This window comes from Serratia sp. 2C06, from assembly GCF_050037615.1.
Taxonomy (GTDB): Bacteria; Pseudomonadota; Gammaproteobacteria; order Enterobacterales; family Enterobacteriaceae; genus Serratia; species Serratia ureilytica.
The window spans coordinates 319,310-345,108 of sequence record NZ_CP188299.1; the positions used below are offsets into that span (position 1 = coordinate 319,310).

Sequence of the window (25,799 nt, forward strand, 5' to 3'; positions counted from 1 at the left end):
CCCGGGTCAATAATGAGCACTATCCAACAGAACCTGCAGGATGTCAGAAACCGCATCGCGGCCGCCGCGCAAAACTGCGCGCGGACGCCGGAAGACGTTGCTCTGCTTGCAGTCAGCAAAACCAAACCTGTGGCGGCGATCGAAGAAGCCATCGCCGCCGGCCAGCGCGCCTTCGGCGAGAACTACGTGCAGGAAGGGGTAGACAAGATCCGGCATTTCGCCGAGTCGTCGCAGGGCGGTGAGTTGGTGTGGCACTTTATCGGCCCGCTGCAATCCAATAAGAGTCGGCTGGTGGCGGAACATTTCGCCTGGTGTCATACCGTGGATCGGCTGCGCATCGCCCAGCGTCTGAGCGATCAGCGCCCGGCCGACATGCCGCCGCTCAACGTGCTGATTCAAATCAACATCAGCGATGAGCAGAGCAAATCCGGCATCGCGTTGAACGAACTGCCGGCGTTGGCCGACGCGATCGCGGCGCTGCCGAATCTGGCGCTGCGCGGCCTGATGGCCATCCCGGCGCCGGAAACGGATTATCAGCGGCAGTTGGCGGTATTCAGCCGGATGAACGACGCATTTCTCGCCCTGCGTCAGCGTTATCCGCAGGCCGATACGCTGTCGATGGGCATGACGGACGACATGGCGGCGGCGATCGCCGCAGGCAGCACCCTGGTGCGCATCGGCACCGCAATTTTTGGCGCCCGCGACTACTCGCAGGCCTGACAAACAGACGAGGGATTTGATGCAACATCGCAAGATTACCTTTATCGGCGCCGGCAACATGGCGCGTGCAATCATCGCCGGCCTGGTCGCGGGCGGCTATCCAGCCAAATCCATCAGCGTCTGCGCCCCGTCGCCGAAAAACCGTGACGCGTTGGCGGCGGACTACGGCATCGTCAGCAGCGGCGACAACGTCGCCTGCGCGCGTGAAGCCGACGTCGTGGTGCTGGCGGTCAAACCGCAAATGATGGCCGACGTGTGTCAGCCGCTGCACGAACAGGTCGATTTCGGCGGCAAACTGGTGCTGTCGATCGCCGCCGGCATTCAGGTCAGCCGTTTCTATCAGTTGCTCGGCGACCAACTGGACATCGTGCGCATCATGCCCAACACCCCGTCGCTGGTCGGCAAGGGCATGAGCGGGCTGTACGCGCCGGCGCAGGTCAGCCAACAGGATCGCGACTACACCGGCGATTTAATGGCCTCGGTCGGTAAAGTTTGCTGGGTAGATGACGAAAATGGCATCAACGGCGTGATCGCCGCCGCGGGCAGCGCCCCGGCTTATTTCTTCCTGTTTATGGAAGCGATGCAAAAAGAAGCCGAACGCATGGGCTTCGACAGCCAGACCGCGCGCGATCTGGTGCAGCAGGCCGCTACCGGCGCCGCCGCGCTGGTTGAAGCCAACCCGGATACGCCGCTGGGCACGCTGCGCGAGCAGGTGACCTCCAAAGGCGGCACCACCGCCGAAGCGCTGCGGGTGTTCAACGAACGCCAACTGCCGGAAACCGTGGCGCAAGCGATGCAGGCCGCCGTTTCCCGTGCGCAAGAAATGGAAAAATTATTTTAAATAACCCCGAGTTAAGGAGAAGGACCACTTCATGCTAACGCTGACTTTCCTGGTCAAGACCGTTATTGATCTGTACGTGATGGTGCTGTTGCTGCGCATTTGGATGCAATGGACGCGCACCGATTTTTACAACCCGTTCTCGCAGTTTGTGGTGAAGATCACCCAACCGGTGGTCGGCCCGCTGCGCCGCATCATCCCAGCGCTTGGGCCTATCGACAGCGCTTCGCTGCTGCTGGCGTTCCTGCTGATGACCATCAAGTACCCGCTGCTGCTGCTGATACAAAGCCACGCGCTGTCGCTCAGCCCGTATAACCTGCTGTTCGGCCTGATCTCGCTGGTCAAGTCCGCCGGCTACCTGATCTTCTGGGTGATGATCATTCGTGCGCTGATGAGCTGGGTAAGCCAGGGCCGCAGCCCGATCGACTACGTGATGTACCAACTGACCGAACCGTTGATGGCGCCGATCCGTCGCATCATCCCGGCGATGGGCGGCATCGATTTTTCCGCCATGGTAGTGATCCTGATCCTCTATCTGATCAACTACCTGGGCATGGATGTGTTCGGCGAGATCTGGTTCCTGCTGTGAGTGCAGTCACTCCCGTGCTGGACGGGCTGGCGATCAGGCTATATATTCAGCCGAAAGCCAGCCGCGACCAAATTATCGGCTTGCATGGCGACGAGCTGAAAGTCGCCATCACCGCCCCGCCGGTCGACGGTCAAGCCAACGCCCATTTGATCAAGTTTATCGCCAAGCAGTTCAAAGTGGCGAAAAGCAACGTCACCATCGAGAAAGGCGAACTGGGGCGGCATAAACAGTTACGCATCGTGAATCCGCAACAGATCCCCGCCGTGGTCGCGGCGCTCATCGAATAATTTTCAAGGTAGTCATTATGCAAAAAGTCGTTCTTGCCACCGGTAACCCGGGCAAAGTGCGCGAACTTGCCGACCTGTTGGCCGATTTCGGCCTGGACGTGGTCGCGCAAACCGATCTGGGCGTGGAGTCCGCCGAAGAAACCGGCCTGACGTTTATCGAAAACGCCATTCTGAAAGCGCGCCATGCGGCACAGGTCACCGGCCTGCCGGCGATCGCCGACGACTCCGGTCTGGCGGTAGATGCGCTGGGCGGCGCGCCGGGCATCTACTCCGCGCGCTACGCCGGTGAAGACGCCGACGATCGGCAGAACCTCGACAAGCTGCTGGCGGCGATGAAAGACGTGGCGCCGGGCCAGCGCGGCGCGCAATTTCACTGCGTGCTGGTCTATCTGCGCCATGCGCAAGATCCGACGCCGCTGGTGTTTCACGGCAGCTGGGCCGGTGAAATCACCGAACAGGCCGCCGGTGAAGGCGGTTTCGGTTACGATCCTATCTTTTACGTGCCGGAGCTGGGCCGCACCGCCGCCGAGCTGAGCCGCGACGAGAAGCGGGCGATTTCGCACCGCGGCAAGGCGCTGAAGCTGATGTTGGAAGCCATGCGCAATGCTTAAGCTGCCCCCGCTGAGTCTCTACATCCACATCCCGTGGTGCGTGCAGAAATGCCCGTACTGCGACTTCAACTCCCATGCGCTAAAGGGTGACGTGCCGCATCAGGAGTATGTCGATCATCTGTTGGCGGATCTGGATGCCGACCTGCCGCTGGCCGGCGGCCGGGAAATCAGCACTATCTTTATCGGCGGCGGCACCCCCAGCCTGCTGAGCGCCGAGGCGATGCAAGCCTTGCTGGACGGCGTGCGGGCGCGCATTCGCGTCGCCGACGACGCCGAAATCACCATGGAAGCCAATCCCGGCACCGTGGAGGCCGATCGCTTCAGCGGCTACCAGCGCGCCGGCGTCAACCGCATCTCCATCGGGGTGCAAAGCTTCAGTGCCGAGAAGCTGAACCGTCTGGGGCGCATCCACGGCCCGGAAGAAGCCAAACGCGCGGCGACGCTGGCGACCGGCCTCGGCCTGCGCAGCTTCAACCTCGATCTGATGCACGGCCTGCCGGATCAGTCGCTGGAAGAGGCGCTGGACGATCTGCGCCAGGCTATCGCCCTCAATCCGCCGCACCTGTCGTGGTATCAGCTGACCATCGAGCCGAACACCCTGTTCAGCTCGCGCCCGCCGGTTTTGCCGGACGACGATGCGCTGTGGGACATCTTCGAGCGCGGCCACCAGTTGCTGAGCGCCGCCGGCTATCAGCAGTATGAAACCTCGGCCTACGCCAAGCCGGGCTACCAATGCCAGCACAATCTCAACTACTGGCGCTTCGGCGACTATCTGGGGATCGGCTGCGGCGCGCACGGCAAGGTGACCTTCAGCGACGGACGCATCCTGCGCACCGCCAAGACCAAGCACCCGCGCGGCTTTATGCGCGGCGACTACATGGACAAGCAGCATGAGGTGGCGGCGGCGGATCGGCCGTTCGAATTCTTCATGAACCGCTTCCGCTTGCTGGAAGCCGCGCCGCGCGCCGACTTCGCCAACTACACCGGGCTGACGGAAAGCGTCATTCGCCCGCAGCTGGACGAAGCGCTGGCCAAAGGCTATCTGGAAGAAACCGCGGAGCACTGGCAGATCACCGAGAAGGGCAAACTGTTCCTCAACTCGCTGCTGGAACTGTTCCTGGCGGACGACGAGTAAAAAAAAGCGCTGAATGATCAGCGCTTTTTTATTGGTGTTAATCCGGGTAAAACGTCTGAGACAGAATCTGCTGAGTTTCCCAGATGCCGTTTTCCGGATACACATCCAGCCCGGTTTCGGCCGTGGCGAGCGCAACGGCCTTCGACCAGACGACATCCAGCCAATCGGCATCGCTCAGTTTACCTTTTAGGCTGGGCGACTCTTTCAAGCTGTAAAGCACCTCTTTGCGCTGCGCTTTAATCGTTCTTTCCCAGCTGGTTCCGCGCCTGGCCGGCTGATATTTCCATTTAAGCAAATGTGCAATCAGCACCGTCATCCGGCTAGCAAGTTCCCTTTGCTCGCTCTTCCCCACGTCCTCAATCTCCTCGGCGATCTTTTCAATATCGATCTCAGACAATTTTCCGGAGCGCAAAAGAGCGGCCTGTTCATTTGCCCAGGCAACAACATCGGTTTCGTAACGTGTATGGCTCATAGCGTCCTCCGTAAACATCCATAAATCTGTACGTAGTTTGATCAGTCTGTCAGATAAGCTTCAGAAGGTCAAAAAACGGTCTACCAAGAAGATTCTTAAATCACTTCAACGCGTTAAGCAGATCCTTGCGCTGGGTTTCCAGTGCGGTGACGCGGTTGCACACGTCATGACCGAAGTTCTGGAAGTCCTGTTCCTGGTTGTTCCATTCGTTCTGGATCGCCTTCTGCAAGCCGCCCAAATTGCCCATGATCGCCTGCAGCGGGTTGCCGCCGCTGTTGGCGGCCTGTTTGACGCCCATCTCGTTCAGGCTGTCCTGCAGCACGCCGCCCATGCTCTGCTGCACGATGTTGCGGCCATCCTGTTCCACTTGGTCAATCGCCTTGTGGTGGAAGGTCAGGCCGTCGCTGCGGTGCTCGATGATGCGGTTCATCTGCTGTTTCAGCTGGCCATTCAGGGTGGTCAGCCGGTTGCGCACGTTGCTGTTGCTGCCCAGCTCTTTGACGATCACCTTATCCAGCGCTGCGCGGGCTTTCTCCAGGTGTTTCTGCGCGCCGTCGTCGATCCACGGCAGCTGCTTGCGCAGCGCGCTCTGGTAACTGAAGGCTTTCTGCCGCTGGCTGTCGCTCAGGCTCAGCGCCTGACCGTTGCGGATCACGTCACCATCCGGCGAAATTTGCAGGTCGCCGCTGGCGCCTTTCACCTGCACGCTCTGCGGGCTGATGATCACATCGTCCTGGGGTTTAACGCTGCATTGGTACTCGGCGTGGGCCTGCGCGGCAGTCGCCGCCAGCAGCAGTAAGGCTAACCCGGTTTTCTTCAACATAGCTTCTCCTGACTCCCATCCAGATTGGGATTAAAAAATCGAACGACCGATACGTTGAGACAACAGTTCCAGCGCCGCAGTTCCCGCCAGCGAGTTGCCGGAAGCATCCAGCTCCGGCGACCAGACGACGATCGACAATTCGCCCGGCACGATGGCCACGATGCCGCCGCCCACGCCGGACTTGCCCGGCATCCCCACCCGATAGGCGAATTCGCCGGCGCCGTCGTACATGCCGCTGGTCATCATCAGGGCGTTGATCTGCCGGGCCTGCAGCGGGCTGATCACCGTCTCGCCGTTGAGATCGCGGCCGTGATTGGCCAGATAGACGAAGCTGCGCGCCAGCTCCACGCAGCTCATGCGCAGCGCACAGTAGTGGAAATAGGTTTGCAGCACGGTGATCACGTCGTTCTCGAAGTTGCCGAACGACTTCATCAGATAGGCGATGGCCGCATTGCGATCGGAGTGTTCGAACTCGGAGCGCGCCACCCGCAGGTCATAGGCCAGGTCGTCTTCGCCGGCCAGCTGGCGCACCACCTCCAGCATGCGCTGTTTGGGGGCGCTGAGCCGGGTTTGCAGCATGTCGCACACCACCAGCGCGCCGGGGTTGATAAACGGATTGCGCGGTTTGCCCTGCTCCATCTCCAGCTGCAGCAGCGAATTGAACGGCAGGCCGGAAGGCTCTTTGCCGACGCGCCGCCAGATCTCATGCTCCTGATAGCGCGTCAGCGCCAGCGTCAGACTCAGCACTTTGGAGATCGACTGGATGGAGAAGCGCTCCGCGGCGTCGCCGGCCTGGAACAGTTCGCCATCCACCGTACACACGGCGAGCGCCAGCCGATCGGCGGGCACTTCCGCCAACGCCGGGATGTAGTCGGCCACTTTTCCCTGGCCAATCAGCGGGCGCACCTGTTGCAGGATCTCTTCCAGCAACGCGTTATCCAATGTTGTTACCACCTCGGTCACACTCCAGGCAAAACAAAGGCGCCGTTAAGGCACCTTAAATCCATCCCCGTCATACTTGAATCCGCATCTGTGTTGGCTGCGAGCGCTCACCCCAGTCACTTACTGAAGTAAGCTCCTGGGGACTCACCCTCTTGCCGCCGTGATGCGAATCCAATTATTTAGGGGGAAATAAGCGGCGCGAAGCCGCGCTCATCGGGCAAGCGCGATCAATCCCACCAGATATCGAACAGATCGCTGACCTTAACGTCGGTCAGTTTGCGCGCTTCCAGCCAGTTTTTCACCAGTTCGCGATGCTCGTCGGTGCAGTGGCCGATCTTCTGCAGGCAGATCAAACCTTCCCACTGCAGGTAGCCGCTGCCGTCAAACGCCAGACCGTTCGGCTCGATCACTTCATCGATGAAGGTATCCAGCGTGCTGTCGATATCTTCCACCGACGTGCCTTCGGCGAAGCGCCAGGCTACGGAGAAACCCAACTCCTGAAATTCTTCAATGTGCAACTTTTTACGTAAACGACGACTGCGGTTCTTAGCCATTATTCTTTCCTCTCAAACATCAAGTCCCAAACGCCATGTCCCAGGCGCTGGCCGCGTAATTCAAATTTCGTCAGTGGGCGCGAATCCGGACGCGGCACATAATCATTATCGCTGGAAAGATTACGGTAGCCTGCGACCCCGTTCATAACCTCTAACATATGTTCCGCATAAGGTTGCCAATCGGTGGCCATGTGGAAGACGCCGCCGGTCTTCAGCTTGCGCAGCACCAGTTCGACAAACGGCGTTTGCACGATGCGGCGCTTGTTGTGGCGCGCCTTGTGCCACGGATCGGGGAAGAACAGCTGCACCATGTCCAGCGAGCCGTCCGGGATCATGTTTTCCAGCACTTCAACCGCATCGTGGCACATTACGCGCAGGTTGCTCAGCTTCGCCTCATGGGCGTCGGCCAGGCAGGCGCCCACGCCCGGCGAGTGTACTTCGATCCCTAAAAAGTTCTGCTGCGGGTTGTTGCCCGCCATGGTCACCAGCGAGGCGCCCATGCCAAAACCGATCTCCAGCACCGTCGGCGCTTCGCGGCCGAACAGCGCGGCGAGATCGACAGCGTCAGCCTGATACTCCACGCCCATCACCGGCCAATAGTTCTCCAGCGCGTGCTGCTGGCCTTTGGTCAGCCGCCCCTGGCGGCGGACAAAACTGCGGATACGGCGCATCGCGCGGCCGTTCTCATCAAATTCCGGGGAGATGACGTCATTAATCATAGTGCTTTCTGTCTGTTTGGCTGCCAATTAGGGAAACGCGCATTATGCAAAGATACATTGGTTTAGCAAGTGTTCATCTTCTGTACCCGCCGTGCGGCGTCGGAAAGTTCCGGTTTACAGCATCATGACTCTATGCTGCAATCTCGCTTCATTTTCTGCCGGATAACGACTCTTCATGATGCAAGCACAACAATTCGCACAGGTGGTGCTTGACTGGTACCAGCGCTACGGCCGCAAAACCCTGCCATGGCAGCTGGAGAAAACCGCCTATCAAGTATGGCTCTCCGAAGTGATGTTGCAACAGACCCAGGTTGCCACCGTCATTCCTTATTTTCAGCGCTTTATGGCCCGTTTTCCCAACGTGCGCGCGCTGGCGGAGGGCCCGCTGGACGAAGTGCTGCATCTGTGGACCGGCCTCGGCTATTACGCCCGCGCCCGCAACCTGCACAAAGCGGCGCAGACCATTGTCGCACAGCACGGCGGCGAGTTCCCGACAACCTTCGCAGAAATCGCCGATTTACCGGGCGTCGGCCGCTCCACCGCCGGCGCGGTGCTATCGTTGGCGCTGGGCCAGCACTATCCGATCCTCGACGGCAACGTGAAGCGCGTGCTGGCCCGCTGCTACGCGGTGGAAGGCTGGCCGGGCAAAAAAGAGGTCGAAAACCGGCTGTGGAAAATCAGCGAAGAAGTCACCCCGGCCCAGGGCGTCGGCCAGTTCAACCAGGCGATGATGGATCTGGGCGCCATGGTCTGCACCCGCTCCAAGCCCAAGTGTGAGCTCTGCCCGCTCAACGTCGGCTGCCTGTCTTACGCCAACCACAGCTGGGCCAACTACCCCGGCAAGAAGCCCAAGCAGACCCTGCCGGAAAAAACCGCCTACTTCTTATTGCTGCAGCACGGCGACCGCGTGTGGCTGGAGCAGCGCCCGGCGGTGGGCCTGTGGGGCGGCCTGTTCTGCTTCCCGCAGTTCAGCGCGCGCGTGGATTTGGAACTCTGGCTGCAGCAGCGTGGTCTGAAAGGCAAGCGCCTGGAACAGCTGACCGCGTTTCGCCACACGTTCAGCCATTTCCATCTCGATATCGTGCCGATGTGGCTGTCGCTCGACGCGGCGGGCAGCGGCATGGATGAGGGCGCGGGTCTCTGGTATAACTTAGCGCAGCCGCCGTCGGTCGGGCTGGCAGCGCCGGTGGACCGCCTGTTGCAACAGCTGGCGAAGCAGCCCCCGATCCAACAAAACTTATATGGCGATAGCGCCATCGATGAGGAATTAGCATGAGCCGCACCATTTTTTGTACTTTCCTTCAACGCGACGCCGAAGGCCAGGACTTCCAGCTTTATCCCGGCGACGTCGGCAAGCGCATCTACAACGAGATCTCCAAGGAAGCCTGGGGCGAGTGGATGAAGAAGCAGACCATGCTGATCAACGAGAAGAAGCTGAACATGATGAACGTGGATGACCGCAAACTGCTGGAAGAGGAAATGATCAAATTCCTGTTCGAAGGGCACGACGTGCACATCGAAGGCTATACGCCGCCGAGCGAATAACGCTGTTGGGGCCAGGCGCTGGCCCGCTTCAATCCTCTTATACTTCTTCCAAACGGCTTTAAGATGAAGAAAATTTTAGCTTTGCTCGTAATAGCGCCTTTGCTGATCTCCTGTTCCGGCAAAAAAAGTGAAGAAATCAACGAAGCCTGGATCAAAGACACCAACGGCTTCGACATTCTGATGGGCCAATTCGCTCACAACATCGAGAACATCTGGGGTCTGAACGAAGTTCTGATCGCCGGGCCGAAAGACTACGTCAAGTACACCGACCAATACCAAACCCGCAGCCACATCAACTTCGACACCGGCGCCATCACCGTCGAGACCATCGCCACCACCGATCCGGCCGCGCACCTGCGCCAGGCGATCATCAGCACGCTGCTGATGGGTGACGATCCGGGTTCGATCGACCTCTATTCCGACGCCAACGATATCCAGATCAGCAAAGAGCCGTTCCTGTACGGCCAGGTGCTGGATAACAAAGGGGCGCCGATCCGCTGGGAATGGCGCGCGGCGCACTTCGCCGATTACCTGCTGCAGACCAAGCTGCAAAAACGCACCTCCGGCCTGCACGTCATCTACTCGGTCACCATCCAACTGGTGCCGAACCACCTGGACAAACGTGCGCATAAATATCTGCCGATGGTGCGCAAGGCGTCGGAAAAATATGGCGTGGACGAGTCGCTGATCCTGGCTATCATGCAGACCGAATCGAGCTTCAACCCGTATGCGGTGAGCGGTTCGGACGCGCTGGGCCTGATGCAGGTGGTGCAGCACACCGCCGGTAAGGATGTGTTCCAGATGCGCGGTAAATGGGGCACCCCGAGCCGCAGCTACCTGTTCGATCCGGAGAACAACATCGATACCGGCACCGCCTACCTGGCGATCCTGCAGAACAACTACCTGGGCGGCATTCAGAACCCGACCTCGCGCCGCTATGCGGTGATCACCGCTTACAACGGCGGCGCCGGCAGCGTGCTGCGGGTGTTCTCCAGCGACAGAACGCGCGCGGTGGGCATCATCAACGGCATGCAGCCGGGCGACGTGTACCAAACGCTGACCACCAAGCACCCGGCAGCCGAGTCGCGCCGCTATCTGGTGAAAGTGAATACCGCGCAGAAGAGCTACCGCAGAAAGTAGCGCTTCCCGCGTGGATAGAAGAAGGGCCGGTGCGAACCGGCCCTTTTTTCATGGCTTGATCATATAGCCGAAGATGCGCTTCCAGCCGTGATCTTTTTTCTCGATGTAGACCCCCTGCAGCTCCGGCGAGAAGCCCGGCAGGCGGTTGATGCCCTCCTCGAGCGCTAGGAAGTAGCGCTGCACCGCGCCGCCCCACACTTCGCCCGGCACCACGCACAGCACGCCCGGCGGATACGGCAGGGCCCCTTCCGCCGCGATGCGCCCTTCCGCCTGGCCGATCGGCACCAGCTCGACGTTGTCGCGGATAAACTCCACGTTGGCGTCCTGCGGGTTCATCACCACCGGCGGGAAATGATCCTGACGGAACATCTCCTTTTGCAGCTGCTTAACGTCAAAGCTGACGTACAGATCGTGCATCTCCTGGCACAGCCGGCGAATGCTGTAGCCGCGGTAACGCTGCTCGTTCTTGCGGTACACCGTCGGCAGCACCACGCTCAGCGGCGCATCCTCTTCGACATAGCGTTCGAACTGCGCCAGCATCTCCACCAGCTGTTCCATCTTGGCCGGGTTCTCCGCCGGGGTCAGCAGGAACAGGATCGAGTTGAGATCGCACTTCTCCGGCACGATGCCGTTCTCGCGTAGGAAGTTGGCCAGAATGGTGGCCGGCACGCCGAACTCGGTGTATTGGCCGGTCGCGGCGTCAATCCCCGGCGTGGTCAGCAGCAGCTTGCACGGATCGACCAAATACTGATCCTGGGCGTAACCTTCGAAGCCGTGCCACGTCTCCCCCGGTACGAAGGTGAAGAAGCGCGCGTCGTTGGCGATCAGATCGGTATCGTAATCCTGCCAGTCCTTGCCCGCCACCTGCAGCGGAATAAACGGCTTCAGCTGCGAGCAGCGCGTGAGCAGCTGTTTGCGCGTCTCGATGCCCAGCTTGACGCAGTCCATCCACATGCGGCGCCCGGCGGGGCCGGCGTGCATCTTGGCGTTGACGTCCAGCGCGGCGAACAGCGGATAGAACGGGCTGGTCGACGCATGCAGCATGAACGCATTGTTCAGATGCTTATGGTTGCAGTGGCGCTTTTGCCCTTTGATATGGTCGTCTTTCTTATGGATCTGCGACGTCTGCGAGAACCCCGCCTGCTGTTTATGTACCGACTGGGTGACGAAGATGCCCGGATCGTGCTCGTCCAGCTCAAGCAGCAGCGGCGAACACTCTTTCAGCATCGGGATAAAACCTTCGTAGCCCACCCAGGCGGAGTCGAACAGGATGTAATCGCATAGGTGGCCGATGGTGTCGATCACCTGGCGAGCGTTGTAAATCGTGCCGTCGTAGGTGCCAAGCTGAATGATCGCCAGCCGGAACGGCCGCGCCGCCGTGGCCTTCTCCGGCGCCACCTCGCGGATCTGCTCGCGCAGGTAGCGCTCGTCGAAGCAGCGCGCATCGATGCCGCCGATAAAGCCGAACGGGTTGCGGGCGGTTTCCAGATAGACCGGCGTGGCGCCGGCCTGGATCAGCGCCCCGTGGTGGTTGGATTTGTGGTTGTTGCGATCGAACAGTACCAGATCGCCGCGGGTCAGCAGCGCGTTGGTCACCACCTTGTTGGCCGCCGAGGTGCCGTTGAGCACAAAGTAGGTTTTATCGGCGTTGAACACCCGCGCCGCATGCTTTTGCGCATCCTTGGCCGAGCCTTCGTGGATCAGCAGATCGCCCAGCTTGACGTCGGCGTTGCACATATCGGAACGGAACAGGGTTTCACCGTAGAAATCGAAGAACTGCCGGCCGGCCGGGTGTTTGCGGAAGAACTCGCCGCCCTGGTGCCCTGGGCAGGCGAAGGTCGAATTCTCCATCTCGACGTAGGTCTTCAGCGTTTTGAAGAACGGCGGCAACAGCGCCTGCTCGTAGGCGTCGGCGGCGGCCTCCAACTGCGCCATGTAGAACGGCTTGCTGGCGCCGGCCAGCAGCGCGAAAACCCCACTGACAAACGGCAGATAGTCCGGCGAGAGATGCTCATCCCCTTCCACCGCCACGAAGGTCGGAATGTCGAATCCTGTCGCCTGCAAGCGCGCCAGAATACCGGCGTTCACGTCGGCGACCGATACCACTACCGCCGCCACGTCGGTGTAGTCCGTCTGCTCTACGCGCACGATCTGGCGCAGCGTCTCAATGGTGGCGACCAGGCTGGCGCTGGTCGCGATTTTCAATTCTTTCATCATGCTGACTCTCAAACGGTGAAGGATGAGGGTGTGCCATCGGCACGGTAATGAGATAACGCGGTTATCCCGGTAAAAGCGATGCCCGGGCACGGCAGCATAAGCGGCGTACGTGACCAGCTCATGATCGGGGATCATCAGGCGGCTATCGGGGGAACTGATCATGGCAGCGTCCGACAGGCATCAGTAAAATCAGGGCCGCAGCGCTGGCTTTACGCATGCCTAACAGCGAGCATCAGGCGGCCTTACCGCATGATCGGCAGGCGTATTCGGACGGATGGCGTTCGGAGCAAGCAAAGACGGAACGGTGGCGTCAGAGGTCTGGTGCGCGACAGCGCTTGAGCGACAAAACCAGTCATGCCAATAACCCTCTGACTTATAAGAAGCGGGAACACCGTCAGGGAACGGAGAGTGCTAAAATTTGCGCAATGATTGCATGATTCGTTACGAGGTTCAAGCGAGAATCACCTGGGTTGAGCCTGCGTTAATGCAAAGGTAATGTATTGTTATTTAACAACAAAAATAAAAAACAATATTGACAAAGTGGTATAAATACACGTTTTTTATGCATATTTATTGGGTGGCGATATCGCCACAGGCTCTAGCGCTTCGGGTTCGCTGCCTGAAAATAGAGCAACCGATCGGCTTTGTGACAGAAAGCGATTGACGCCATCCGGCCAATACGGTTTAATGCGCCCCGTTGCCCGGATAGCTCAGTCGGTAGAGCAGGGGATTGAAAATCCCCGTGTCCTTGGTTCGATTCCGAGTCCGGGCACCATATTTAGAAGAACCCGCCTATGGCGGGTTTTTCGCTTTCTGAGATACGGACTCTCCATCGAACTGCGTTCGATTATTCGGCCAAAGGCCTCACCCTGCGGGCCAGCGCTAAAGCGCTGTTCAACGCGGCGCCAGCGCCGGTTGTCCGAGTCCGGTCGCCCTATTCAGAGAACCCAGCCTATGGCTGGGTTTTTGCTTTGCAGGGACAGGACTCTCCATCGAACTGCGTTCGATTATTCGGCCAAGGGCCTCACCCTACGGGCCAGCGCTAAAGCGCTGTTCAACGCGGCGCCAGCGCCGGTTGTCCGAGTCCTGGCACCATATTTAGAGAACCCAGCCTATGGCTGGGTTTTTCGCTTTCTGGGGTACGGACTCTCCATCGAACTGCGTTCGATTATTCGGCCAAGGGCCTCACCCTACGGGCCAGCTCTAAAGCGCTGTTCAACGCGGCGCCAGCGCTGAGACCTTGAATACCGAGCAGAAGTGCTCCTGTTCCTATCTCTTTAACCTAAATCTCGGCCTTTATATTCGCAGTCTTAATTGATGCTCGCCCCCTGCCCTGTGTTTACGGCACTGTATTATTTCCATTTGCGCCATAACCCAACCCTCCTTATTTTCGCCGTCATTTGAATTAATACGCAAACACGGGATACCATTAATGTTTTCATTCTGCGCCTGATAAAAACCCACAGCCACAAACCGATAAAAACATTAAATAACAATCAATTAAACAGAGCCCCATCACATAATCCCCTGCCGTTATTAAAAATAAACCAAAAATGCGGTCGGCACTCACCTTGTGATTTTTTGATAAATACCGTCCGTTGCCGCTGCTAATTTACCGACAGGCGTTCTTAAAACATCACATCGGTGAAGATCGTCATATCACCGTAATAGAACGCTTAATTTAGCCTGCTCACCCACTGATATTTTGGCCTTTTTTGGCTCTGGCATTAAACACCCGTTGAGAAAAAACATATGGAATATGGTTTATCAGACAATGGCGAACAGCCGGATCAACATGGCAAGGGCGTCAGCCGCAGAAATGTCTTGCTCGGCCTGGCGTCAACGCTTGTCGCCACCGCATTGGCCGGCGCCCCATTCCTCACGCTGGCGGAACAGCATACCGCCGCGCAAAACCCCCTGCTTTTTGCCCGTTTCTTCGCGCTCTCCCTGCAATTGACAGAACGTCAGGATATTGACCCTGGCCTTTCGGCTCGTATTTTCACTGCGTTGAGCCTCGCAAACCCGCAATTCTCATCACAGGTTGAGCGATTAAGCGCACGCGTGAAGGCCGGACAAAGCGCCCGGCAACTTCAGCAAATCGCCGGCCAACTGGGGCTCTCGGCATTGGTCTCGGCCATCGTCACCGCCTGGTATACCGGTACCGTGGGCCAGGGGGCAAACGCCAGTCTCATCGCTTATAAAGATGCCCTGATGTATCGCCCGGTTAAAGACGCCTTGATTGTGCCCACCTATTGCGGCAACGGCCCGCTTTGGTGGACCGTCGCCCCACCTGAGGTTAACGCCTTACTGCCCTCTGAGAGCTGAATCATGAAAAAACCGGTATTCACGGCTGATGGCGATGCCTCGGCCGATATTGTCATCGTCGGCTCGGGGATCGTCGGCGGCATGATGGCGGACCAGTTGGCCGGCCAAGGCTATTCCGTGCTGGTATTGGAGGCGGGCCTGCGTATCGATCGCGCGCAGGCCGTCGAAAACTGGCGCAATATGCCGTTTGATAACCGTGCGGGCTCCGATTTTCAAGGCTTGTACCCGCAATCAGCCTACGCCACCGCGCCGCTCTATTTTCCGCCAAACGATTATGTCGCGTTAAGTGGCCCAAGCGCGGACAGCTTTAAGCAGGGCTATTTACGCACCGTGGGCGGCACGACCTGGCACTGGGCGGCCTCCTGCTGGCGCCATCTGCCAAACGATTTCAAAATGAAAACGCTGTACGGGGTTGGCCGCGACTGGCCCATCGCCTATGACGATCTCGAGCCCTACTACTGCCGCGCGGAGGAGGCGATTGGCGTCGCCGGCCCAAACGATCCGGCCAAACAATCGCCTTCAGCGCGCAGCAAGCCTTATCCCATGGATATGGTGCCCTGGGCCCACGGAGATACGCGGTTCGCCGAAGTGGTCAACCCGCACGGTTACCGCTCCGTACCGATCCCCCAAGGGCGCAGCACGCGACCATGGCAGGGGCGGCCCACCTGCTGCGGCAACAATAACTGCCAACCTATCTGCCCGATTGGCGCCATGTATAACGGCATCCATCACATCGAACGCGCCGAAATGAAAGGAGCGCTCGTGCTGGCGGAAGCGGTGGCGTACAAAATCGATACCGATGGGCAAAATCAGGTTACCGCCGTGCATTGGCTGGACAACCAAAAGCGGTCGCACAAAGCCAGCGCCAGCGCGTTCGTCCTGGCATGCAATGGCATCGAAACCCCGCGCCTGCTGTTGATGGCCGCCAATGCGCAAAACCCGAATGGGATCGCCAACAGCTCCGATCAGGTTGGCCGCAATATGATGGATCACTCCGGCTTTCACTGCACCTTCCTGGCGAAAGAGCCGCTGTGGCCAGGACGCGGCCCGGCGCAGAGCAGCTGTTTGGTCGGCCCGCGCGATGGGGATTTCCGCAAGCATTACTCAGCCAACAAGATGATCCTCAATAACATCAACCGCGTTTTGCCGGCTACGCGTCAGGCCCTGGCGCAGGGCCTGGTGGGGAAAGCGCTGGATGACGAGATCCGCCGCCGCGCGGCGCACGGCGTCGATTTGTCCATCAGTCTGGAACCGCTGCCCGATCCCAATAACCGTCTGACGTTGAGCGCAACGCGCAAAGACGCCCACGGTTTGCCTTGCCCGGACATTTACTATGACGTGGGGGACTATGTGCGAAAAGGGGCTGAAGCGGCGCACCGGCAGCTCAAGCATATTGGCCAATTGTTTGATGCCGATGAATTCAACATCACCACCAGCCTGAATGCCAATAATCACATTATGGGCGGCACCATCATGGGCAACGATGAGAAAAATTCCGTGGTGAACGGCGATTGCCGTGCGCACGATCATCCGAACCTGTGGCTGCCCGGCGGTGGCGCCATCCCTTCAGCCAGCGTGGTGAACAGCACGCTGACGATGGCGGCCCTGGGCCTTAAAGCGGCGGACGACATTGCCCGCAAACTGGCGGTGAAATCATGAGAAAACCTGCAAGGATAGCCTGGCTGGCGCTGCTCCTCGCGGCGGGCGGCGGCTCGGCGTTCGCCGCCGACGAAGGACCGTATTTCAGCGCCGAGCTGATTGAAAAAGGCGAGCGGCTCGCGGTGGCAGCGGACTGCCAGGCCTGCCACACCCAAACGGGAGGCGGCGAGCGATTTGCCGGCGGTTACAGCATCGCCACGCCGGTAGGCGTGATTTACACCACCAACATCACCCCCGACAAGGAAACCGGCATTGGCCGCTACAGCGAAGCGCAATTCGCCCGCGCCGTGCGTGAAGGCATTCGCGCGGACGGCACCCCGCTGTACCCGGCAATGCCTTATACGTCATACGTCAAATTGAACGACGAGGACATTCACGCGCTGTACGCCTACTTTATGAACGGCGTCGCCCCCGTCGTTCAGCACAACAGGCGAACCGAACTGCCCTTCCCCTTTAACCTGCGCTTTATCATGCCGGCCTGGAACAGTTTGTTTCTGGAAGAGGGGCATTTCAGCGCCGACAGCAGCGAAGATGCGCAATGGAACCGCGGCGCCTACCTGGTCAACGGCCCTGGACACTGCGATACCTGCCATACGCCGCGCAACGTGTTACTGGCTGAATACAGCGGGCAACCGCTTTCCGGCGCCATGGTCGGCAGTTGGTATGCGCCCAATATTACTTCCGACCCGATCAGCGGCATTGGCGGATGGAGCCAGGCTGAGCTAATCCAGTATTTGAAAACCGGGCGCGCGGCGGGAAAAAACCAGGCGGCGGGGGGCATGGCGGAAGCGATAGAAAACAGCCTGCAATATTTGTCGGACGACGATCTGGCCGCGATTGCCGCTTACCTGAAAAACAGTCCGCCGATCAGAGATCGACGCGATACGCGGCCGGCAGACAGCTTTGGCAAGCCGTTCAACGTTGAACCCGAGCTGCGCGGCGCGCATCCGCCGACCGCCAACGAGACGGTGATTGACGGCGCCGCCTTGTTCAGCGGCAACTGCGCCAGCTGCCACCAACCCGACGGCAGCGGCAGTCAAAACCAGGCCTATCCATCGCTGTTCAACAACACGGCGACGGGCTCGCGCAATCCCTCCAATCTGATCTCGGCCATTTTGTTCGGCGTCGAGCGCCGCGTCGGGGATCAACATATCCTGATGCCGAATTTCGGCCCGCAATCCTATGTCAATCCCTTGAACGACCAACAGATTGCGGCGATCGGCAACTATGTCTTGCAACATTACGGCAACCCCGCGGCGCACGTCACCGCCGAAGACGTTGCGATCCTCAGACGAGGGGGCCCAGCGCCGTTGCTGGCCGAGATGCAGCCCTATATGGCACCGGGGTTGGGCGGCGGCGCGCTGGCGCTACTGGCCGCCATCGCGTGGCGGGTGCGCAAACGCCGCGGCGCGTGATTCATGCCAATTAAAGCTCCCTACGCTGGCGGCCGCAGGGAGCTTGTCTGCCGGCGCGCAAGGCTCTGATGCCATACGCCAATGATGTGCTAAAAATAGGCCCCGCCGGCGTTTTGCACTATTTTGGTTATGTCTGCCTGTTCATTCTGGGCGGTGCCTCGCTACGACGATAAACCCTGTACACCGTTCGCCTCGGTCACAAAACACAGTCAATCACGCCAGGAGCCCGACCATGAAAAACGCAACGTTCCCCAGCATCGCCAAGTTTTCCTTTCTGTCTTTATTATTGCCGGCCTGGATCACCCAGGCCGCTCCGCCGCAGCCGCAGCCGGGCAGCACCGCGCAAATCGTTTTGATTGGCACCTGGACAGGGGAAAGAGACGGCGATCGGGTTCAGCCGCCCGTTTATCCCAGCCAGGGGATGTATCGGTTGGCGCTCAACGAAGACGGCAGCCTGCTGCCATTGAATCGCATAAAAATGGACAGCCCTTCCTGGATAGTTCTGAGCAAAAATCGCCAATTTGCCTATACCACCAATGAAACTCAGCAAGGCCAAATCAGCACGCTCAGGCTCGGCAAAGGCGGCGACCCGCAACGCATCAGCGGCATCGACTCGCAGGGACAAGAGCCGACGCATGCCGCCATCAGTCCAGACGGGCGCTACTTATTGGCCGCCAATTACTCCAACGCCCCCGGGCATGCCAGCGTCATCGTGGCCCCCATTCTCCAGAACGGTGAACTCGGCGAGGTGCTGCAGCGCTTTCCCTTCACCAAGGGCTCAGAGGCCGTTGCCGAGCGGCAAGCCAGCGCCCATATTCACTCCGTCAACTTCACCCCCGATGGGCGCATGATGTACGCCGCCGATTTAGGTGGCGACATCATTCATGCCTTCTTCTACGACGCGGCAAATAAGGCCGCGCCGTTCAGGCTCGCGCCGGATTACGATTTGTCGTTTCCGCCGGGCACCGGCCCGCGACATATGATCTTTTCCGCAAATGGCAGATTCGCCTACGTGATCAGCGAAATGTCGGCGAATATTTTTGCCTACCAGATTAATAACGATCGGTTGGAGAACATCCAGACATTAGCGCTGACGGAAAGCACCCGCGCGGATGCAAAGGGCGGCGGCGGGCTGGCGTTTTCCCCTGACGGAAAATACCTCTATGCGAGCAATCGCCAAAAAACCAACGAAATCGTGGGTTATAAAATTAACCCGGAGAATGGCAAACTCACGCTGATTGGCCGCACGCTTTCCGGCGGAATCGAACCGCGCGCTTTCGCCTTCGATAAAAGCGGAAAGTTTCTGCTAGTCGCCAATGTGTTTAGTAATAACGTTACCGTATTACAACGCGATCTGGATACCGGCGAATTATATGGCAACGGCGTAAGCGTCCAGATAGGTACGCCAACTGACGTTAAATTTATCCACGAGTAAATTATTGCTGCGGCAATCCGTTTGTCGCAGCGCCAACATCGATTCTCTTGCCCACACGAGCGCCATACTTTACCCCATTCCCATGGCGTTTAACGTGTCGATAACGTGAACGCTCAGGTAATGAGAATCATCATCAGCGGCAAAGGAATTATAAAAGAGAAACGCCAAAACAATTCAAACCGGGTTGATATCATGGCGGCTACATTCAGGCAAGTTCCGGCGGCACACGGATATCCTTGCACGTCACGCCGTCGCTGAACCTAAACGAACCTAAACGTCCAACTGTCGGCCAATCGGTTTTTAATTGGCGCTTTTCCAACGTCAACAGGCGCCTCTGTATATAACATGAACATTCACTCATTGAAATTAATGCATATAGGGATAATTTCCCGCCATACAGGCCCGCAAACAACAAAACTGGGCGCATTGGCCGATGTGAAAGCGGATACCCCATGCCGCCAAGACGCAATAGCTCTCGCATCCAAAAGATAATAACACATTGAATATAATGATAAAAATACCATCAAAACGGCCTGATTTCATAATTTCACTTTAATTTCATCTTTTCAAAAAGCGCTCAACGCCTAATATCATGTTATTTCACCTTCCCAGAATCCCTTTTAACGCTATTCTAAGCAGCGAATACCTGATTCAAGAAACACAAGCCGAACGCAGAACGGCGTATACACGTTAACAGTCAATAGTCGATGCCAATCCCATGCGGCTTATCCTCTTTGCGGAGTGTCGTTTACATGGAATGATGAACGCGGTTTCTAAGATTATTGCTTAAGAATATTAATTAAACACATACGCAAGCTTTCGCAGGGACTTTCATGGAAAGAAATACACCCGTAGCCTTTACCTGATGTGCTACCGAATTCTAAACGGGCATTTAAAAATGACGCATTTTTAACCCGCATATCTTTTAATTATTTTTAATTCATGTCGTTTACTTATAAGAAAAAGGCAGCCTGGTTGCTATAAGCCAACCCCTTTGCAGCCGTATTTCTGGGTATTATTCTCATTATACTGGAGCTTATTAATGAATCAGCGTTTCGATATCATCGGTATTGGCCTTGGCCCGTCGAATCTTAGCCTGGCGGCCTTAGGGAGCGAAATCGAGGGATTTACGGGGCAATTCCTTGAGCGCAAACCTCATTTCTCCTGGCACCCGGGCATGATTTTGGCTGACTGCAACATGCAAACCAACTTTTTAAAGGATTTGGTGAGCGCGGTTGCCCCAACCAATCCCTACAGCTTTCTCAACTATCTGGTAAAAAACCGAAAATTCTACCGTTTCCTGACGACCGAACAGCGTACCGCATCGCGTGAAGAGTTCGCCGATTACCTCACCTGGGCCGCAAGCGGGATGGGATCGTTGGCGTTCAATCAAGACGTTCAGCGAGTCGAGTTTGACGATCGGCAACGCCAGTTCGTGGTGACCACCTCACGGGAGATCTTCCACGCCAGACACGTAAGCATCGGTATTGGCAAGAAAATAAAGTTACCGGATTGCGTGACGGCGCAAAACGATCGCTGTTTCCACGCCAGCGAAATGATGCTGCGCAACCCTAATCTGGCAGGCAAACGCGTGGCGATCGTCGGTGGCGGCCAGAGCGGCGCCGATCTGTTCCTGAATATTTTTAAAGGGGAATGGGGGCAGCCAGAACAACTCGACTGGATATCGCGACGCAACAATTACAACGCGCTTGATGAGGCGGCCTTTGCCAATGAATATTTCACGCCAGATTACGTCGAGAGTTTCTACTCACTGGACAGCGCGGCCAAGCGGCATATGCTGGCCGAACAAAAGATGACCTCAGACGGCATCACCAGCGAGTCGCTGCTGGCCATCTATCGCGCCATGTACCACCGCTTCGACGTACTGCGCGAGAAATTATGGGTGCGCCTGCTGCCCAGCCGTTCGCTGACGGCCGTAAAACACACGCTGGATAACGCCTACCAACTCGAAACGCGTCATCATCTCGATCACGGCGAGGAAACCTTCAAGGCGGACGTGGTGATCTTTGCTACCGGTTATCAATCGGCGACGCCTGAGTTCCTTGCGCCTCTGGCCCACCGACTGTTGACCACGGCGGACGGCGAGTACCGCATAGCCCCGGACTTTACCTTTGAGTGGGAAGGCCCGGCGGAGAACTGCTTATTTGCGATGAACGCCAGTATGCATAATCACGGCATTGCCGATCCTCAGCTGAGCCTGATGGCGTGGCGTTCGGCCCGCATTCTTAATCGGGCGTTAGACCACCAGCCATTTGATCTGGGAACAACGCCGACAGCCATTCAATGGCGCAGTGAAGGTGCGCCACCCGCGTTTTAAATACAAGAACGTCTTAATCATTGTCACTATGCTTTGATGGAATTACGGATATGAAAAGACAAATAAACAAGTTCATTATGAATCAGTTGGCCGTATTGGCCCCCGAATTCAAGGCCAGATTGATCTACAAAAGAGCATTTGGCAAACCGCTGAACTTGCAGGCGCCATCGACCTGGAATGAAAAAATCAATCACCTTAAGTTGAATGACTACAGTAAAAATGCCTTAGTCACTCAATGCGCAGATAAATATGCGGTTAGAGAGTACATCAAGGCAAAAGGATGTGAAGAGATCCTAAATGAGCTGTACTTTGCCTGTGATTCGGTACAGGAGATCCCATGGGAAACGCTGCCTGAGAAATTTGTCATCAAGGGGAATCACGGCTCAGGATATAATTTAATTTGCCAGAATAAACAATCGTTGAACATTAAAAGCGCCTCCCAGCTGATCGATGGCTGGATGAAAGACGATTACTGGAAAACCTATGTAGAACTCAACTACAAAGGGATACAAAAAAAGATCATTGGAGAAAAGTATATCGAATCGGCCAATGGTCACGGGCCTGAAGACTACAAAATTTATTGTTTTCGCGGCGTGCCATACTGCACCTTGCTGTGCGTCGGCAGGGATACCGGGACGCCGAAATATTACTTCTTCGACAAAGATTTCAAGTTCCTTTGCTATAGCGAGGACTGCCTGGCGTTGAGCCAGGAGGAGATAGATGCCTTCGTGAAACCGGAGGGATACGATGAGCTGTTTGAGTATGCCGCTCGTTTGTCAGCGCCCTTCGAGTTCGTGCGCGTTGATTTCTACATCTCTCAGGGCCAAATCATTTTCGGTGAGCTGACCTTTACCCCCTCGGCCGGGCTGGATACGGATATTCTGCCACCGACCGATGTTTTGCTTGGCAAGATGCTGACGCTGCAACAGCACTGATTATCATCAACAAAAGGCGGCGCAATTCCCCTGCGCATCCATCAAACAGGAGATACCGGCCGGCGTTTTCGCAGGCCGCCCGCCGGCATCTCACTGTGGGGCGGCGGGCCGGCATCTCACTGTGGGGCGGCGGGCCGGCACCGCCCCGCCACCTGCGCTTAATCCACTGCGGAGTGGCTTGCACCGCCATCGGGAACGTTCCCCCTTGGGCGACATAACCCCTTGAAAAACAATGGCATTAGAACATTAATAAGAATCGTTTACATATTTATAATAAAATGTTCTATATGTATAGGAAGCTATAATATAAGATACCGGAAAGTTTCCCTGGTGTTGTTGTGTGTCTTTGCCCTATTTTATAGGGCTTTTTTTTCGCTAACACCCATTGATGATTGAGTGTTTTTGCACCCATCAGCAGATTACCCCCTCAAAAAAACATAATCATTTCTAATTAATCGTAACCCTTCTTATTCCTGACTTGCCAATAATAACAATGAGTTGCTATTAACCCTGCGAAGCATCAGGCAGCCACCGCCTGACCCCGGCCGCACTTCGCCACTGAAATACCCGCCCGAAGGAGAGGTTTTTACTGGGCGCGTACCGATGCTAATATCGGCCTTTTTCGAGGACGCTGACCCGCATGTTATTGTCTCACCGGCATTTTATCTGCACGCTTCTGGCGCTCGCCATCGGCTTTTGGTTGCCGGGGGCCGTGCAGGCCAGGCCCGATCTGGAACGCAGGATCGGCGTGACCGTCGCCGATAGCGACTCTGCGGATTACCGCTTCAGCGATCTGCGCTTCACCTCCGCCGATGGTCAACGACGTTACCGCGTCCGTATCGCCCAGCCGCGTCGGGCGCCTGCGCCTGACGGCTATCCGACGATTTATTTCCTCGACGGCAATGCGGTGCTGATGGAGCTGAACGCCAGCTTACTGGCCAGATTGGCGACGGCGAAGCGGCCACCGGTGCTGGTGATGATCGGCTATGACAACGATCTGCGCATCGATGCCGCCGGCCGCGCCTACGACTATACGCTGCCTCTGCCGACGGGCATGAAGAAACCGCCGCAGGCGGGCGGGGGCGCGGAGGCCTTCCTGCAATTGATTGAAACGCGGATCAAACCGGCGATCGCCGCCAAACTGGCGGTCGATCAGCAGCGGCAAACGCTATGGGGCCATTCCTACGGCGGGCTCTTCGTTCTGCATACGTTATTCAACCATCCCGCCGCCTTCCAGCATTATATCGCCGTGGAACCCTCGCTGTGGTGGGGCAACGGCATGATCCTGCAAGAGGCGCAGCAGTGGGCAGAACGGCATCCGACGCCGGCGGCAAGGCTGCAGTTGTGGGTGGGTCTGGCGGAGCGCGAGCGCGCGGCCCCGCCCGGCGTGAAGAGCCCTGCACTGCCGGCGAACGCGGCGCAAATGCTGGCGGAACGCCTGGCAAAGCTCGACGGTCTTACCGTCGGCTATCGGGAGTGGCCCGGCTTGGGACACGGCGCCATGCTGGGTGCCGCCATCGAGCCGGCACTGAGCAGCGTGGCATATGAAGACTAAAGGAGGGTATCGACCGCATTTTCATCGGCGGCTCATATCTTCTGATAAGAAGAGCGTTTAATATCTGAGACAGCGCGCAGTCATCGCGGAACGGATGCGCAAAAACAAAGTGGCTCCCCCGTCGGCAAGTTAGCTTGCTCTATCCGGTGGAGCCGTACAGTACTGCAGTTTTCCCTGTGGGGCCCTGGTGAGGCGCAAGTAGGAAAAGATGGTGTTGGCAGGGCATTTCAGCGTTTTAATACTGCTTGTTTCGCTATTTTCTTCACCCTGTGATGCTTACTATAAGCGCCCGCCTGCACGGCGGAAAAGGGTGAAAACCACCCTTGAAATACATTAATAAAAGTGATAATAGAAGCGGTTGGGGCGAAAGCGTCTAGTTCAGATTTGAATAATTAAATCAGGGAATTATATTAAAAATGAATATTAATATCACCGACAAACCCAACCCGCAGGATGAAGAGTTCGTTATCGACAGCCTCTGGGCGCACAACCATAAAACCCAGCCCGTAGACATTCACCCGCTGTTCCTGACCGTCACCGACGACAACCAGCAGATCGTCGGCGGTCTGGTCGCACGTACCTGGTGGGGCGGCCTGGAAGTACAGTATCTTTGGGTCGGCGATCAATGCCGCAAAAGCGGTTACGGTCGCCAACTGATGCAGCTGGCCGAAGAAGAAGCCCGCAAGCGCGGTTGCCATATGGCCTACGTCGATACCTTCGATTTCCAGGCCAGAGGCTTCTACGAAAAACTGGGCTACCGAGTCTATGGCGAGCTGGGTGACTATGCGCATCGCCATACCCGCCATTACCTGGCTAAAAGCCTGTAACGCGGCCTGAGCGGCGCAGAGGTGGGTATGGGTTCATCGCATAAAAATAATGAATCTTATTTCAAGGGCCTCATTACCATGATGGAGCACCTGAGCGAGCCCTGGGGCATCAAAGACCAGCTGTCCCGCCACCTCTATATGAACCGCGCCGCTTATCTCTATACCAATACGCCGCTGAATTTCGACGTCGCGGGAAAATATGACCACGAATTCCCCGCCGACTGGGCCGATTCCGCCGCCGACTTTATCGAGCATGACAAGATGACCGAAGCGGCGCGCGATCGGGTCACGGTCATCGAGACGCACTACTGGTATGGCAAAGACAGCCTGACGCCGTTTATCAGCGAAAAGCTGCCGGTCTACAACGATGACAAACAGGTGATCGGCGTGATCTGGAACGCCAAGCCGATGAACAGCCTGTCGCCGCTGAAATACATCAATCAGCAAAAACCCAGCATCTTGACCACCGAAGTTAACAACGAGCTGTTCACCCGCGCCGAGCTCGATGTCATTTTCCTTATGCTGCAGCGATTTACGGTGAAAGAGATCGCCAAAATCTATAACGTCAGCAATAAGACCATCGAAAACCGCATTTATAATATTTACCAGAAGGCCAACGTGCATACTCAGCAACAGTTTGAGGAGTATTGCAAATACGCCAACCTGGATAACTACATTCCCGATCGCCTGATAACCAAGGGCATTCAGTTTATTTGAA

The 25,799-nt window shown here is 57.3% G+C and carries 24 protein-coding genes and 1 tRNA gene; 19 read left to right on the forward strand and 6 right to left on the reverse strand.

Going from position 1 to position 25,799, the window contains the following annotated elements; translation table 11 throughout:
- Positions 1 to 12 precede the first annotated feature (12 nt).
- Genes ACP3TA_RS01925 through hemW form a run of 6 tightly spaced genes read left to right on the forward strand, consistent with a single transcriptional unit; the run spans position 13 to position 4,180 of the window.
- Positions 13 to 720 carry a YggS family pyridoxal phosphate-dependent enzyme gene (locus tag ACP3TA_RS01925; RefSeq protein ID WP_089197424.1) on the forward strand — a complete coding sequence of 236 codons (708 nt, stop codon included), beginning with the start codon at positions 13 to 15 and terminating at the stop codon, positions 718 to 720.
- A gap of 19 nt (positions 721 to 739) precedes the next feature.
- Positions 740 to 1,561, forward strand: a complete 822-nt coding sequence (proC, locus tag ACP3TA_RS01930; protein ID WP_089197425.1) for a pyrroline-5-carboxylate reductase — start codon at positions 740 to 742, stop codon at positions 1,559 to 1,561.
- Positions 1,562 to 1,592: 31 nt separating this feature from the next.
- Positions 1,593 to 2,147, forward strand: coding sequence for a YggT family protein (locus tag ACP3TA_RS01935; protein WP_033644671.1), 555 nt, complete (start codon positions 1,593 to 1,595; stop codon positions 2,145 to 2,147).
- Entirely contained in the window at positions 2,144 to 2,434 is a 291-nt protein-coding gene (yggU, locus tag ACP3TA_RS01940; protein WP_004948014.1) for a DUF167 family protein YggU, read from the forward strand. Before ACP3TA_RS01935 ends, yggU begins: the two co-directional genes overlap by 4 nt.
- Positions 2,435 to 2,451: 17 nt before the next feature.
- A complete protein-coding gene (locus ACP3TA_RS01945) occupies positions 2,452 to 3,045 on the forward strand; it encodes an XTP/dITP diphosphatase (RefSeq protein WP_089197426.1) in 594 nt (197 codons plus the stop codon).
- Positions 3,038 to 4,180 (forward strand): radical SAM family heme chaperone HemW, encoded by a 1,143-nt coding sequence (hemW, locus tag ACP3TA_RS01950; protein WP_033644669.1) that lies wholly within the window; start codon positions 3,038 to 3,040, stop codon positions 4,178 to 4,180. The genes ACP3TA_RS01945 and hemW overlap by 8 nt, the downstream gene beginning before the upstream one ends.
- Before the next feature lie 37 nt (positions 4,181 to 4,217).
- On the opposite strand, the gene ACP3TA_RS01955 is transcribed toward hemW, so the two are convergent.
- From ACP3TA_RS01955 to trmB, 5 genes are all read right to left on the reverse strand, one after another.
- A complete protein-coding gene (locus tag ACP3TA_RS01955) occupies positions 4,218 to 4,652 on the reverse strand; it encodes a DUF29 domain-containing protein (protein WP_016930094.1) in 435 nt (144 codons plus the stop codon).
- 100 nt (positions 4,653 to 4,752) lie between these two features.
- A complete protein-coding gene (locus ACP3TA_RS01960; protein WP_046687803.1) occupies positions 4,753 to 5,475 on the reverse strand; it encodes a DUF2884 domain-containing protein in 723 nt (240 codons plus the stop codon).
- A 30-nt stretch (positions 5,476 to 5,505) separates the two neighbouring features.
- On the reverse strand, positions 5,506 to 6,429 hold the full coding sequence (glsB, locus tag ACP3TA_RS01965) for a glutaminase B (RefSeq protein WP_046688541.1): 924 nt from the start codon (positions 6,427 to 6,429) through the stop codon (positions 5,506 to 5,508).
- Positions 6,430 to 6,644: 215 nt separating this feature from the next.
- Complete coding sequence (locus ACP3TA_RS01970) at positions 6,645 to 6,971, reverse strand: YggL family protein (protein ID WP_004937412.1); 327 nt, start codon at positions 6,969 to 6,971, stop codon at positions 6,645 to 6,647.
- Positions 6,971 to 7,690 carry a tRNA (guanosine(46)-N7)-methyltransferase TrmB gene (gene trmB, locus ACP3TA_RS01975; protein WP_004937410.1) on the reverse strand — a complete coding sequence of 240 codons (720 nt, stop codon included), beginning with the start codon at positions 7,688 to 7,690 and terminating at the stop codon, positions 6,971 to 6,973. Before trmB ends, ACP3TA_RS01970 begins: the two co-directional genes overlap by 1 nt.
- Before the next feature lie 175 nt (positions 7,691 to 7,865).
- Here trmB and mutY point away from each other — a divergent pair, with 175 nt between their 5' ends.
- From mutY to mltC, 3 genes are all read left to right on the forward strand, one after another.
- A complete protein-coding gene (gene mutY / locus ACP3TA_RS01980; RefSeq protein ID WP_089197427.1) occupies positions 7,866 to 8,966 on the forward strand; it encodes an A/G-specific adenine glycosylase in 1,101 nt (366 codons plus the stop codon).
- Complete coding sequence (locus ACP3TA_RS01985; protein ID WP_004937404.1) at positions 8,963 to 9,235, forward strand: oxidative damage protection protein; 273 nt, start codon at positions 8,963 to 8,965, stop codon at positions 9,233 to 9,235. Before mutY ends, ACP3TA_RS01985 begins: the two co-directional genes overlap by 4 nt.
- A gap of 63 nt (positions 9,236 to 9,298) precedes the next feature.
- Positions 9,299 to 10,375 carry a membrane-bound lytic murein transglycosylase MltC gene (gene mltC, locus ACP3TA_RS01990; RefSeq protein WP_033644661.1) on the forward strand — a complete coding sequence of 359 codons (1,077 nt, stop codon included), beginning with the start codon at positions 9,299 to 9,301 and terminating at the stop codon, positions 10,373 to 10,375.
- 48 nt (positions 10,376 to 10,423) lie between these two features.
- On the opposite strand, the gene speF is transcribed toward mltC, so the two are convergent.
- Positions 10,424 to 12,589: an ornithine decarboxylase SpeF gene (gene speF, locus ACP3TA_RS01995; protein ID WP_163966516.1), complete on the reverse strand. Its 2,166-nt coding sequence runs from the start codon at positions 12,587 to 12,589 to the stop codon at positions 10,424 to 10,426.
- A 702-nt stretch (positions 12,590 to 13,291) separates the two neighbouring features.
- Here speF and ACP3TA_RS02000 point away from each other — a divergent pair.
- The 10 genes from ACP3TA_RS02000 (at position 13,292) to ACP3TA_RS02045 (ending at position 25,798) form a co-directional block, all read left to right on the forward strand.
- Positions 13,292 to 13,367 (forward strand) — tRNA-Phe (locus ACP3TA_RS02000).
- A 977-nt stretch (positions 13,368 to 14,344) separates the two neighbouring features.
- Complete coding sequence (locus ACP3TA_RS02005; RefSeq protein WP_033644660.1) at positions 14,345 to 14,917, forward strand: sorbitol dehydrogenase family protein; 573 nt, start codon at positions 14,345 to 14,347, stop codon at positions 14,915 to 14,917.
- 3 nt (positions 14,918 to 14,920) lie between these two features.
- Positions 14,921 to 16,576: a GMC family oxidoreductase gene (locus ACP3TA_RS02010; RefSeq protein WP_033644658.1), complete on the forward strand. Its 1,656-nt coding sequence runs from the start codon at positions 14,921 to 14,923 to the stop codon at positions 16,574 to 16,576.
- Positions 16,573 to 17,991, forward strand: a complete 1,419-nt coding sequence (locus tag ACP3TA_RS02015) for a cytochrome c (protein WP_047026457.1) — start codon at positions 16,573 to 16,575, stop codon at positions 17,989 to 17,991. The genes ACP3TA_RS02010 and ACP3TA_RS02015 overlap by 4 nt, the downstream gene beginning before the upstream one ends.
- A 232-nt stretch (positions 17,992 to 18,223) precedes the next feature.
- Positions 18,224 to 19,426 carry a lactonase family protein gene (locus ACP3TA_RS02020; protein ID WP_080273418.1) on the forward strand — a complete coding sequence of 401 codons (1,203 nt, stop codon included), beginning with the start codon at positions 18,224 to 18,226 and terminating at the stop codon, positions 19,424 to 19,426.
- Positions 19,427 to 20,468: 1,042 nt separating this feature from the next.
- Positions 20,469 to 21,764, forward strand: coding sequence for a lysine N(6)-hydroxylase/L-ornithine N(5)-oxygenase family protein (locus tag ACP3TA_RS02025; RefSeq protein ID WP_072626982.1), 1,296 nt, complete (start codon positions 20,469 to 20,471; stop codon positions 21,762 to 21,764).
- Between the two features lie 50 nt (positions 21,765 to 21,814).
- Positions 21,815 to 22,699: an ATP-grasp fold amidoligase family protein gene (locus tag ACP3TA_RS02030; protein WP_033651313.1), complete on the forward strand. Its 885-nt coding sequence runs from the start codon at positions 21,815 to 21,817 to the stop codon at positions 22,697 to 22,699.
- Between the two features lie 640 nt (positions 22,700 to 23,339).
- Positions 23,340 to 24,254 (forward strand): alpha/beta hydrolase, encoded by a 915-nt coding sequence (locus tag ACP3TA_RS02035; RefSeq protein WP_406875241.1) that lies wholly within the window; start codon positions 23,340 to 23,342, stop codon positions 24,252 to 24,254.
- Positions 24,255 to 24,670: 416 nt separating this feature from the next.
- The gene (locus ACP3TA_RS02040; protein WP_019453029.1) at positions 24,671 to 25,081 is read left to right on the forward strand and encodes a GNAT family N-acetyltransferase; all 411 of its coding nucleotides are present in this window, start codon (positions 24,671 to 24,673) and stop codon (positions 25,079 to 25,081) included.
- Positions 25,082 to 25,108: 27 nt separating this feature from the next.
- A complete protein-coding gene (locus ACP3TA_RS02045) occupies positions 25,109 to 25,798 on the forward strand; it encodes a helix-turn-helix transcriptional regulator (RefSeq protein ID WP_033644646.1) in 690 nt (229 codons plus the stop codon).
- The last annotated feature ends 1 nt before the right edge of the window (position 25,799 follow it).